Here is a 13,174-nt window from a genome sequence, read left to right as displayed (position 1 = left end):
GTCATTTTTCAAAATTTCAACCACACCTGACACTGGGAACGGCATTTTGCAACTCATTTTAACTACAAGTGGATTCGTTTTTTGTACCGTACGAGTATATTTAGAACCATTTGGGAATGTTGTTATATCGTAGCCCCATAGATTGAAAACATTGTCTTCCCAATCGGCAATAGTTGTAAATCCTTCCACCATTTCTCTAACTCGTGTTCCTTTTCTAGTGTATATTTTACCGTCAGCAGAAGTGATTTTGACTTCAATAGAATGTGTTGCTACCGGATGAACAATATTTAATATATCTGTGGTTTTCAGTTCGTGCGTTATCGTCGTACCTCCTTCAATTAATTTGCTGTTGTGATAAAACCCTTCTAATTTATAAGAAATTGTTTTTATAGGAGTCGTAAAATTTTTAGAAAAACTAACAATAATTTTACCTTTTACTATATTACCGTTTGGCAACGTGCAACCTTGAGTGCCAAAATCAATAGTACGAGTATAAGCGTCATTGGTCAAAACAGAGGTAATTGTGGCGCACGGAGGCAAAATACTTTTAAACGGCACACTTGTCTTGAAGCCTACACTTTTTTGAGAATCAAACTGATCCTCAGCAATAATTGCAACATCATCAACACTAGCGTCGAAATCAGCGTTTACAATAGCTTCATCGGCTGAAATTGTGTTCACAGGTGCAGCCTCGTTAACTGGCTCATTGTTGCATCCAATAAAAAATGTAATGGAAAGCAATGTAATAAATAATAAAATTTTTGTTTTCATAATAATAAAATTGTAAGGTTTAACTCTTTGATAGAGAAATTAATAAAAGGTTTAATTTGGGATAATAAATTTATGTAAATAAAATAAGCTTAAACAAAATATCCTGCTGAAATCGATGAACTACACATTTTTTGATACATTTTAATCTCTTAAGATAAGAATTATATTCTTAAAGACGTAAAAGTGTTGAAGATTAAAAAAAGATGCAAATTCAAAATCGATAGGCAGCAAACCAAAAATTTAAACAATCATTTTCATTTACACATAATACATAACGTTGTTTTAACCGAAAATAGTATATTTGAGACCTAAATGAACATCACTTCTCAAATAAAGCAGCCTATTATTAAAGAAATGGAACTTTTCGAAAAAAAGTTCCACGAATCGATGTCTTCAAACGTGGCTTTGCTCAACAGAATCACCTATTATATTGTCAATCGAAAAGGAAAACAAATGCGACCGATGTTTGTTTTTTTGACAGCCAAAATGGTTTCTGAGGGAATCGTAAACGAACGTACTTATCGTGGAGCATCTGTAATCGAATTGATTCACACCGCTACTTTAGTGCACGATGATGTCGTTGACGACAGCAATCGCCGACGAGGTTTTTTCTCGATTAATGCGCTTTGGAAAAATAAAATCGCCGTGCTTGTTGGAGATTACTTGCTTTCAAAAGGGTTGTTATTATCTATAGATTATGGTGATTTCGATTTATTGAGAATCATTTCTGTCGCCGTTAGAGAAATGAGTGAAGGCGAACTACTGCAGATCGAAAAAGCCCGACGACTTGACATAACCGAAGAGGTTTACTACGAAATCATTCGGAAAAAAACAGCTACGCTGATTGCCGCCTGTTGCGCTTTAGGTGCCAAATCGGTTATTGAAGATGAAGTTCAGGTAGAAAATATGCGGAATTTTGGCACACTCATCGGAATGGCATTTCAAATAAAAGACGACTTGTTCGATTACACGGATGACGCCATTGGTAAACCTACTGGAATTGACATCAAAGAGCAAAAAATGACTTTACCCCTTATTCACGTTCTAAACAATTGCACTTCCAAAGAAAAGACTTGGCTTATCAATTCCATCAAGAACCACAACAAGGACAAAAAAAGAGTGAAAGAGGTGATTGCTTTCGTAAAAAACAACAATGGACTACTGTATGCCGAACAAAAAATGGCACAATTCCAGCAAGAGGCACTACAACTTTTAGATAACTACCCACAATCAGAGTACAAAGACGCTTTAATATTGATGGTAAATTACGTTATTGAAAGAAAAAAATAATTTTTTTTAAAATTAATTTAAAACATTATCTACTTCATTTACTGCAACTTAAAGCTATTTTATTTTTTTTATTAAAAAAAACCAAAAGGGTGATGCAACCTTTTATACCTAATTGTCGTCTATTCAAATATAAGGCTGTTGTTAGAAAACCTAATAGGTCATTAAAATCAAAATTACACTAGGCGAAGTAAATTCTACAATTAAGAAATGACTGTAATTGCTTTACATCAAAAAGAAATTGAAATCATTCAATTGGCGGTCGACAACAATCGGCAAGCACAACGAAAGATTTATACGCAATTTTCTGCCAAAATGTTAGGGGTTTGCAGGCAGTACATCAAAGACATTCACCAGGCCGAAGATGTTATGATAACCGCTTTTATGAAAGTATTTACCAATATCAAAAACTTTGAAAACAAAGGCAGTTTCGAGGGTTGGATCAGACGTATAATGGTAAACGAATGCATCTCTTATATCCGAGTTCAGAAAAAAGTAAATTTTATTGAAGACGAAAGTTATTCAGAAGAAAGTTTCAACAACATAGAAAGTCAACTTTCACTAGAAGATATCCAATTTTTGATAGACAGTTTACCTGAGGGCTATAAAATGGTTTTTAACCTTTTTGCTATCGAAGGATACAAACATCACGAAATTGCAAGTATGTTGGGGATTAACGAAGGAACTTCAAAATCGCAATTATCGCAGGCGCGAAAAATGTTGCAAACCCAGATTAACAAGTTAAAAAATTACGAAAATGGAACTGAATAAACTTGAAAATCAATTCAAAGAAAAACTCGAGAATCGAGAAATAAACCCTTCGGAAGCCGCTTGGGATCGATTGGATGCGATGTTGTCTGTAGCTGAATCGAAACCCGATAGCTATTTAGACGAATCAACTCAACAAAACTCCAACCGTAAGTTTACTTGGCTATATGTTGCGGCAGGTATTTTGGGATTTTTATTTGTTGGAAATCTATTTTTTAGCCAGAAAGAAAGCTTGATTGAAAATCCAAAAAATAATATTGTAATTGATAACACTAGTCCAAAAGACACTTTGAAATCTGAAACAAAGCCACAAACAAAGGAATTGAGTTTTCCTAAAACCAGCATAAAAGCAGCTTCTAAACCTTTGGTCCAAACAACAAAAATTAAGAAAAATAGCATTGAGAATCAAGTTGTCAATACTCCAAAAGAAGTTGTTGTAGAATCAAAACCGAACTACCAAAATGAAGCAATTGTTATAAATAAAAGTGCTATTTCAACAAACATAGATTCATTATTGGCTTCAGTTGATAAGCCTAATACAGAAGCGAAAAAGGCTGCAATAAAAATAAATTCAACCGCTCTACTAAATCAAGTTGACGGAGAATTGCAAGTTTCTTTCAGAGAAAAAGCATTGAATACTATAACCAAAAAATACAAAGAAGCCAAAGAAGCTTTGGCCAACAGAAACAATCAATAATCATCAATCAAAAATCGAACAATTAAAATCTTAACATTATGACAAAAATTATCTTTTACCTAACCGCTTTTATTTTGCTTTTTGCTTGTAATACACAAGCCCAAGACACAAAACACAAAGGAGAACAGGGGCAAAAAACCTTTGAATCGCAAGTGAAATCAATCGCAACGAAAATTGAAAACATTACAAAAGAAGAAAAATCGGCCTTAAAACTTGAAGTAGAAGCGGTAGATGTAAAACTAGAAAAAGGTCAAATCACCAAGGACGAAGCAGACAAAGAAAAACAAAATCTAGCTGAAAAAAGAGCCAAAAACATTGAAGTTCGAGTTGCTGTAGAGCAGGAAAAACTGAACAATCTTGTGCAACAAAAAGTGGAAGGAAAAATAAAAGTAACCGATTCCACTCAAACTTACACCATAGTTATTCCAGCAAAATTATCAAAAGACAATTTTAAAAGACACGAAAAAAGAACCACTTCACAGTTCGTCTTGGCTTTTGGAGCGAATAATCTAGTAACCGATAAAGCAGTTGCAAACTCGGATTTCTATTACTGGCAATCTCATTTCTTCGAATGGGGCTTTACCAATAATACAAGAATATTCAAATATGATAACTTATTGCATTTGAAATATGGTTTTTCAGTAATGTACAATAACCTTTGCCCCACCGATAACAGGTATTTCGTTCCTGCTTCGAATAACCAAACCAATTTAGAAGTTTTCCCATATGAATTAGCAGATTCACGTTTCAAAAACGTGTATTTATTCGCTCCTCTGCATTTAGAATTTGATTTCTCCAAAAACAAATCAAACCAAGGTTCAAGCCATTTCAATACTCATAAAGGCGTGCGATTCGGAATTGGCGGCTATGGTGGTTTTCGTATAAAATCAAAGCAAAAATTATTCTATAGCGTCGACGACGATAAGGTAAGAATAAAAACAAAAGGGGACTTTAATGCCAATGATTTTATCTATGGCGTGAGTACGTACCTTGGTTACAAGGAAACAAGCTTGTATTTGAAATACGATTTAAACCCATTATTCGAAAATAATACAATAGACCAAAACAACATTTCGTTGGGCATTCGATTCGATTTCAATTAATAATTTTTTTAAGAATTACTATCAAAAATGAGACTATCATAAAAATATTTTTATGATAGTCTCATTTTTAATATTAGTTAGTTATCTATAGGTTTACAAATTTATTTAGGAGAACATATTGGTATATACATTGTGATGGTTGTACCTACATCTTTTTGCGAGACAATACTAAAAACGCCTTTAATCTTTTTTATAAAAGTTTTGCTGATAAAAAGCCCCAAGCCCAGCCCTTGCTGTTCTCTCTTATCTCGATTAAATTGTTTATTAACATTAATCTCTTTAATTTCTTTTTCAGTAAACCCTAGTCCCCAATCTTGTATTGTTACTATATAATATTCTGTGCTGTACTTTTTACCACAAACGATAACTTTTTTATTAATTGCCGAAAATTTCAATGCATTATCTATTAATTCAAATAGAATGAACTGTAAAAATTCTTCCCTGATTTTAAGATTTGATTTTTCCACATTAAAATCGATTCTTTTAGCTTCATCTAAATCTGAATTAGATATTTTATGATAGACCTGCGAAAACTCTTGTGAAATTTCAGAAGACGAATCGTCTAAGAAAATTAATTCATTATTTTTCAAATTGCTATAAAGGATGGAATTTTTCAATGTTCTATTTAATCGTTCGGCTGATGTTTTAATAGCATTGTAAAATAGTTCAATTTCATTATGTTTAAAACTATAAGTATGTTTAATTAAGAGATTAATAGCACCCAAAATTCCATGAAGCGGAGTATTTATTTCATGAAGAAAATAGCGATTATTACTTGAATTTACGGTATTGTACGCATTTTTCACCTTTTCAAATCTTTCAATTTTTGCCTCTATTATCTTAATTAAAGTGGCAGTTTTAAAAGGTTTGGATACAAAGTGATCGACCCCATCTAAGATACATTTTTCCCTTACCTCTTCATCATTTTTTGCCGTCAAGAAAACAAAGGGAATTTGGCTAAGCATATTGGAATCTTTGACAATTTCGTATAATGAATTGCCATCCATTATTGGCATCATTATGTCACTAATAATTAAGTCTGGGGTCCAATAGTCTAATACTTTTAAAGCTTCAAGCCCATTAGCAGCATTTTTTACTATATAACCATTTAAACTAAGAATTTCTGCCAATGTGTCAATCAAGCTCAATTCATCATCTACTAAAAGAATCTTTTTTTTGTTCATAAGGAAAATATAGTGTTAATGTTTCAAATAATATTTTATGCTTTTAATTGCTGATTTGAAAGTATGAAGGTCTTATCTTCGATAAAAAGTTAATCCCACAGTTGCGCCTTAAAAGTAGCTTTTACTAGTATTTGATTTCTTTTTTGTTAAATTTTATTGTTAATCAGTGAGGAAATATTTTTACTTTGCAAATCAATTAGTTCGTCGTTATTATACAAAAAGTTGATTAATAACATTATATATAGGCAGTAGAGTATACATGTTCAAATAAGTAACTTTTCCGCTACCGAATGCCCCAACGACTATTTTTTTATTTATTTTTATGCTTCCCATTAGAATTTCGTCAGACATATTTTTAATTTAAACACTGCACATCAATTACTTGACAACAAATCTAAATCAAGATGTATAGTGCCTTTGTTATAATTTACTAATAATGTAAAAAGTCCCTCTTTTGCAGTGGCTGTATGATCAGTTCAAGAACTGACAAATTATTGATACACATTATACACCTTCGGTGTTTACGGTGTTGGTCTTACTTTCAACTGTCTGTAAACTCCGTTCCACAATTCTATTCTTTGTTTTAGTGATTGTATAACAGCCTCCTCTGCTTCTTTCCAAAATTGCTCGTTATCACTACAGAGATTAGCTGTCATCTGTAGAGCGAGGTGGCTGTGGTGATCGCCATCCACTTCAATGTGTCTTTCGATATAATATTTAAAAATGGAAATATCTTCAGGAAAATTTTCTTGCATTTCATTTATTATTGAAATAAACATGCTAGGGATGAGATCTTCGCGTCCAAAAGTAAAAATAGCTGATTGCAAATAATCCTTACCCGTCTGAATTACTTTGAATGTAAAGTCAACAAAATCTCTCGCTTCTTTTGCAGTTTCTGAGGTAAAATGAGCAGATTTAAAGTCGCTCGTTTTTTTTAATACATCTGTAAACCTTTCAATTTTAGCGGTATCTGCTCCACATTGCTTCATCGCATCTAAATACATTTCAAAATGGCTTTTCCTGACACCATTTAAGTCTAGGTCCGATTCTTCACCGGCAACAATCTCGTTAATGAGAAATCTTGTATCTGCAGAGCCTTTCGGAAACCAAGGCACTGACGTGCAGGTTAAGTTGTTCTGCAGGGTTTTTAACAATGACATAAAATCCCATACAGCGTATACGTGGTATTGCATAAATACTTTCAAGTCGTTTATGTCTTTAATTGCGGAATATACTTTATGATTAATAATCTCTTGCCTCAAAGGTTCAATTGTCCTTTTTAATTTTTCAATTTGATCAGTCATCGGTCTTTTTATATTATTTACAAAATTTAATGTGAACTAAAATTTAAATCTTTTGAATACAGTTCTTTAACGTATATCTAATCTCGATAAACTTCTAGTATTAACGTACAGATTTACTACAAAGTTTACTAAAAACCTCAAAGTCATTACTCAAGCCATATCAAAAGCTAAGGCTCTGAACATAAAAAATTGTAAAAAAAACAAACGCAATCTAAAAACCAATCAATAATTATGATAAATTTACCTAAGTAGACTGCAAACCTAGAATATTAGAAATTAGATTTAAAAGTAGTTACCTATAATTTAAAAAATAAAACTCATACCTTAAAATATGAAAAACTAAATTCGCCGCATGAGATTTAAAAAAAGTGAAATACTATTAATTGAAGATGATTTAGCCTTGGGAAGTTCGATTTCTGAGATTTTACAATTGAGTGATTTTTATGTTCATTGGGCTATGAATGGCATAGAAGCACTTGATTATTTGCAAAATCATACACCCAGCATTGTAATTAGTGATATGATGATGCCGTTTATGAATGGCGAAGAGTTGTTTATAAACATTAGAAAAAAGAAAAAATTCAACGCTATTCCTTTTGTGATGATTACTGCAAATATCGATGAAGAGGTAAAGTATAGACAGCTGGAAAATGGTGTGACTGAGTATATAGTTAAGCCTTTCAAATCAATGGAACTGATTTTTAAAATAAAGAATTTATTAGCTTTAGCACAATACATTGAAAAAAAATTTAAACCGGATCCTTTTTCTAAAGTAACCATCAAATTATCTGACAAAGATTTTTTAGTTAGTGTTAATGAGTATATTTTAAATAATTTAAAATCAAAAATAAGCATTGAGGAGTTGTCAACCCATCTTTATATCAGTAAATCGACTTTGGATAAAAAAATTAGAAAATACGCAAAAAAAAGCATTACCCAATACATAAGAGAGTTCAAATTAGAATATGCGGTTAGACTTATTGATGCAGGAGAAAGGAATATTCAGTTTTTAGTAGATGAAACTGGGTTCAATTCATTTTCTTATTTTTCGTCAAGTTTTAAATCTTATATAGGTCTTACTACTCGCGATTATATAAAATCTTTGGAAAATTAATTTACACCAAAACTATGGATAGTCATAAGCACAAAAGAACATCGTTTTGAGCAAATAAATTAACTTATAAGTATTTTTTTTTAAGAGATTAATTGTTTTTTTCTTTTCTTCAACTTGACCCCATACTTTTGACTAAAGATGTTTATTTTATCTTGTCATATTGCAGCTTATTAAATGGTTGTTTCGGGGGAAATAGTATTTTGATAGATAATAGGCTGCTTTATGCAAGAGTGTGAATGTATTAATGTAGAATTTTATGAGTCTAATTTGTAAAAGTGAAGAAATCCTAGAAATAGCAGGGCAGGAAACAGCATTATATACGCTAGATAGTTCACAAATAATTTTTAAAATTGATCACGAAAAAATCGTGTTTGATGTGAACACCATTTCAAACTTAAGATGTTTAAAAAAGAGAGATTTTTCAGCAAACATCGCCTTACTATTTTGTATTATTGCTGCTTATTGTTTTGTTAAAGATTATTTTACAATAAGTGTTCCTAACAATCTTTTATTAGTTTTAACAACCATAGTCTCAGCTGTAGTTTTGATTTCAATTAAGCGTTATACATATGTTTTATATGTTAACACAAACGACCTACATTATAGAAAATTAAAAATACACAAAAAAGATATATACTATGCCCTTCATCTTGTCGGGCTTTTTAAAAGTGGTTATTTGCAAAAAATATAATTACTTTCTTGATTTAACTTTAATCGAATTAAGATTATAATTTAAAATAGGAAGAAACTACAAGTACACGGTTTGTTTCTTTTTAAGCTTTTACTTTTTGAATAAACATATTATATCTGTATTTTTCAATTCATCAAAAACAATGAGTTTTTTAATATAGACACCGCCAACTAAGACCACTGTTCTGTTTATCTGATAATGTAGGTTTTGTAGATAAAAATAACACCTGTATGGTGGCTAAATTAGTGTTCCTTAGTTGCTCTATAAAAGCAAATCCATCTAGTTTGGCATAATCACATATGGTAACATCTGATGGCTTATTTTTCTATGTCTTATAATCCATCTTGAGCTTCTATCTCTTCTAATTCAGAAAGTCCAAATAATTCAATAACTATTTGTTTTAATTTCAATTCGTCGTCAGTAATTAATAGCCTCATCAGTTACTGATGTTTTTTGTAAAGGAAATTCTAAGGTTACTTTTGTTCCTATTCCTAACTGGCTTTCTAAATGTATATTTCCTGAATTTTTTTCAGTAAAGGTTTTTACGATATAAAGACCTAAGCCAGTTCCCTGAATTCCATTGGTATTACTCGCTCTAAAAAATGTGTTGAATAATTTATGTTGATCGTCTGTAGGAATACCAATCCCTTGATCAATAATTTGTAATTTTACTTTTGACGGTGTAGCCGAAAGTTTTAACACAACATCCCCAGAACCTTTGGAATACTTGAAAGCGTTATTCAATACATTAAAAATCGAGTATTCCATTAAACTTTTATCTGCAAAAACAATGAAATTATCACCCTCAAAATAGGTTTGCACCGTCCTTCCATCAATTTGATTTTCAAAACTAGTTTCAAGCACATCAAGACTTAATAGTTTTAAATCGAAAGTAACCGGGTGAAAATTAGTTTTACCTGCATCGTTTTTTGAAATAGTTAACACAGAATTCATAAGCTCTATTATTCTATCAATTTCTCCTGTAATAGTATTCAATTGTTTGTCTAAACGAAGCACATTATCAAACGTTTGCCCCTCAATGTACATAGCTATTAACTCTGCGCTAGTTCGAATAGTAGTCATTGGGGTTCTAAATTCGTGAGAAATAGTAGATACTAAATTCGACCGTAATTCATTTAGCTCCCTTTCTTTCGCCAAGGTCTTCTCTATAATGTCTTCTTCTTCTTTTCTAGTTGTTATATCACGACTACTAGACTGAAAACCTGTCTTTAATTCTTTATCTCTTGTAATGTTTGCCTTTGTTTCGAGCCATACGTATTTTCCATTCTTATTCAAAAACCTCGCAATCGTGGCGTCGTTTACTTGTCCATCCATAAACCTTGTAAAACTTTCGTGGAGGTATTCTAAATCTTCAGGGTGTGCATAATCCATGGGAGATTTTCCAACCATTTCTTCTGGGGTATATCCCAAAATGTTTATTGCAGAAGGAGAAATATATTGAAAAGAAGCCTCTAAATCGTGTAAACATATCAAATCGACAGAGTTTTCAGCTAAAAAGCGGTACATATTTTTAGCCTCATTAAGTTGAAAAGTCCTATTTTTATTATTTTCTTCGATCAAAAATTTATTTTGATTTTCGATTTTTTTCCGTTCAGTGATGTCAATAATCTGAACAATATAATAGGTTTCATTTCTATTTTTTTTCACCAAGGAAACAGAAATATGTGTCCAGATAATAGAATTGTCTTTTTTTATAAATCTTTTTTCGGAACTGAAATTGGAAATTTTACCTGAATCTAAACTTTTTTTATATTCTAAGTCTAAGTCTAGGTCTTTAAAATAAGTGATTTCTTGAAATGTTAACGATTTCATTTCTTGATTCGAATAACCAAGTATTTCGCATAGCTTATCGTTGACCCCTAAATAAAACCCTTGTTCATCTACTAAGGCCATTCCCACCGGCGAATATTCAAAAGCTTCCTTGAACTTCTCTTCACTTTCCCTCAATTCTTCTTCTAATTTTTTCTTAATAGTAACATCTTGCATTGCTCCAATCATTCGAATTGGCTTACCAATGTCATTTCTGATTATAATTGCTTTATCATTCACATATGCATAACTACCATCCGCTTTTAAATACCTATACTCGTCCGACCACTTGTTATTGGTAGTATCCTCTAATGCAATATCCATTTTAATAAAATAGTCTTCCCTATCCTCTGGATGAACAAAAGCTTCACATGCTTGAGACTTCACTATACTGTCCTTAAATTGGTGCCCAAAAAGATTGGCATAACTTGCTCCCACAAAAATATCATCGTTCAAAATATTCCAATCCCAAATGGCATCAGATGTAGCTTCGCTTGAGTATGAAAAACGTTCATTACTTATTTTTAATTCGTCTTCAATATCTTTAAGTTCTGAAATATCATTAAATGAGCACACAACATGTAGCAATGTTCCTATCTCATCAAATACAGGAATGGCGTCGACTAAAAGCCAAACCATATCCATAGAAACTGGGCGATTTACACCCATGATAACATTTTTTACCGGTTTCAATAATTTAATAGCCTTAGGAACAGGATGGTCTTCAGGCTGAAAATCGGATCCATCTAAATGAATTACTTTCCATAGCTTGTCAAAAGACGTCTTGCCAATTAATTGATCTTCGGTAAGACCTAGCATTTCACAAGCGGCCTTGTTGTTCTCTAAAATTTCAGATTGAGGCCCTTGTATCAATATGCCTACTGCAATATTTTCCAGAATACTACTAAGCAATTGCTTGCTCTTAAGAATTTCTTCTTGTGTTTTTTTACTTTCGGTAATATCAACTCCAAATCCAATCATCATCTCAAAAGTGCCATTGCTATTGAAAACTGGATTCAATTTTCGGTTATAAAAAGAAGTCAAGCCTGTAAATGGACTGCTGATTTTGTCTTCCCATTGAGTTAAATTTTTCGACTCCATAGCCTGCAAGAATTTTTCACGCCTTTGTTTTGCTGCGGAATAATCTCTTCCCGTATACTCAGCATATTGAAAATCATCTTTACCTATGATGAATTTTCGGAGTTCATCATTTTTAATTGCGGCTTGATTTAAATAGAGATACCGGTGATCTTGATCAAATACGGCTACATCTGTCGGAATTTGATCAAGTATTTTTTCATAAAACTCTCTATTTTGCAAGTTTTTTTTATCCCTGACAATTTCATTTGTGATATCTCTACAATTCCCAACATAAATAAGTTTACCGTTTCTATCGATACTTTTTATACTTGTGGTATGCCAGTTAAAATGTCCCTCTTTATGTAAAATCCTATAAATTATAACCTCCTCCTTTTGCTCTCCGTTACTTATACTATTTAAAAAAGAAGTGAGGCTTTCTCTATCTTCCGGATGTAAAAAAAAACTAATACTTTTACCTATAACTTCATTAACTGCATATCCAAGATAATTAGTCCAATTATTTGACGCATAGGTTATTATCCCCGCACAATCAAGTTCAAAATACATTTCTTTTGAATTATCAATTAACAATTCAAAACGCTCCTCCTTCTCGATTACTTTATTTAGTAAAATAGTATTTTGTTGAAATGCTTCTAATTTGCAACTGATTTGTTTGGAAGCATATTCCAAAATTCTAGCATCTGCAACTGAAAGTTCTTTAGGATTCGAGTCTAAGATACAAATTGATCCAATGGCCTTCAGATTATTATTAATAATGGGGAATCCAGTAAAAAAAATGTATTCTACTTCGGAACTGCGCTCATTTTTCGTCTTATGCTCTGATTCACTCTTATTGTTAGAAATCTTAACAATTTCATTTCTTGAAATGATGTTTTGATTGTGAAGTAAAACATCTTCTGGTATAGTCAAAGAATCAAATCCCGTTTTTATTTGAATTATTTGATTATTAGAATCAAGATATGTGATAAATGCATAAGGCACTTCACATATTTCAGAAACGAACAATAAAGTATCTTTTAATTCATTCTCAAAATCTATTAAGTCACATGATTTACACATATATTGATTTATTTTTAAAGCATTACGAATCTACCGAAAAAAATGTTCTAATTACGGGAATTCAAGGCTGCAAAAATAATATTTAATTTATTATTGTAATGTTTAATTTCCCTTACTAAAAGCCTACAAGATCTCAAAAGAATAAAACTTTATATATTTATATGAACTATAAAAAAAATATTCTCATTTCGAAATCATTAATAGCGAAGATCAGCTATTAAATTTTATTTGTTTCAAAAAAATTATGTAGTGACGGTAAACTTCG

At 31.6% G+C, this 13,174-nt stretch carries 10 protein-coding genes; 6 read left to right on the top strand and 4 right to left on the bottom strand.

The features are described 5' to 3' along the window. Positions 1-771, bottom strand: a 771-nt coding sequence (locus ACIQ1E_RS06240) for a hypothetical protein (RefSeq protein ID WP_396169703.1), incomplete at its 3' end; no start/stop codon positions are given. Positions 772-1,083: 312 nt separating this feature from the next. On the opposite strand from ACIQ1E_RS06240, the gene ACIQ1E_RS06235 reads away from it, so the two are divergent. From ACIQ1E_RS06235 to ACIQ1E_RS06220, 4 genes are all read left to right on the top strand, one after another. Further along, positions 1,084-2,061: a polyprenyl synthetase family protein gene (locus ACIQ1E_RS06235; RefSeq protein WP_396169701.1), complete on the top strand. Its 978-nt coding sequence runs from the start codon at positions 1,084-1,086 to the stop codon at positions 2,059-2,061. A 207-nt stretch (positions 2,062-2,268) separates the two neighbouring features. Beyond that, positions 2,269-2,829: an RNA polymerase sigma factor gene (locus ACIQ1E_RS06230; protein ID WP_396169699.1), complete on the top strand. Its 561-nt coding sequence runs from the start codon at positions 2,269-2,271 to the stop codon at positions 2,827-2,829. Beyond that, entirely contained in the window at positions 2,816-3,523 is a 708-nt protein-coding gene (locus tag ACIQ1E_RS06225) for a hypothetical protein (RefSeq protein WP_396169697.1), read from the top strand. Before ACIQ1E_RS06230 ends, ACIQ1E_RS06225 begins: the two co-directional genes overlap by 14 nt. 38 nt (positions 3,524-3,561) lie before the next feature. Continuing rightward, positions 3,562-4,626: a hypothetical protein gene (locus ACIQ1E_RS06220; RefSeq protein WP_396169695.1), complete on the top strand. Its 1,065-nt coding sequence runs from the start codon at positions 3,562-3,564 to the stop codon at positions 4,624-4,626. A gap of 101 nt (positions 4,627-4,727) precedes the next feature. Here ACIQ1E_RS06220 and ACIQ1E_RS06215 read toward each other — a convergent pair whose 3' ends face one another. Continuing rightward, positions 4,728-5,810, bottom strand: coding sequence for a response regulator (locus tag ACIQ1E_RS06215; RefSeq protein ID WP_396169694.1), 1,083 nt, complete (start codon positions 5,808-5,810; stop codon positions 4,728-4,730). A 521-nt stretch (positions 5,811-6,331) separates the two neighbouring features. After that, the gene (locus ACIQ1E_RS06210; protein WP_396169692.1) at positions 6,332-7,114 is read right to left on the bottom strand and encodes a DUF3050 domain-containing protein; all 783 of its coding nucleotides are present in this window, start codon (positions 7,112-7,114) and stop codon (positions 6,332-6,334) included. A gap of 352 nt (positions 7,115-7,466) precedes the next feature. Here ACIQ1E_RS06210 and ACIQ1E_RS06205 point away from each other — a divergent pair, with 352 nt between their 5' ends. Next, positions 7,467-8,228 carry a response regulator gene (locus ACIQ1E_RS06205; protein WP_396169690.1) on the top strand — a complete coding sequence of 254 codons (762 nt, stop codon included), beginning with the start codon at positions 7,467-7,469 and terminating at the stop codon, positions 8,226-8,228. Between the two features lie 256 nt (positions 8,229-8,484). Further along, positions 8,485-8,919: a hypothetical protein gene (locus ACIQ1E_RS06200; protein WP_396169688.1), complete on the top strand. Its 435-nt coding sequence runs from the start codon at positions 8,485-8,487 to the stop codon at positions 8,917-8,919. 417 nt (positions 8,920-9,336) lie between these two features. Here ACIQ1E_RS06200 and ACIQ1E_RS06195 read toward each other — a convergent pair whose 3' ends face one another. Beyond that, positions 9,337-12,909: a PAS domain S-box protein gene (locus ACIQ1E_RS06195; RefSeq protein WP_396169686.1), complete on the bottom strand. Its 3,573-nt coding sequence runs from the start codon at positions 12,907-12,909 to the stop codon at positions 9,337-9,339. Positions 12,910-13,174: the final 265 nt, after the last annotated feature.

It is taken from the genome of Flavobacterium sp., assembly GCF_044348915.1.
Taxonomy (GTDB): domain Bacteria; phylum Bacteroidota; class Bacteroidia; order Flavobacteriales; family Flavobacteriaceae; genus Flavobacterium.
This window is presented reverse-complemented; position numbering and strand designations above follow the sequence as displayed.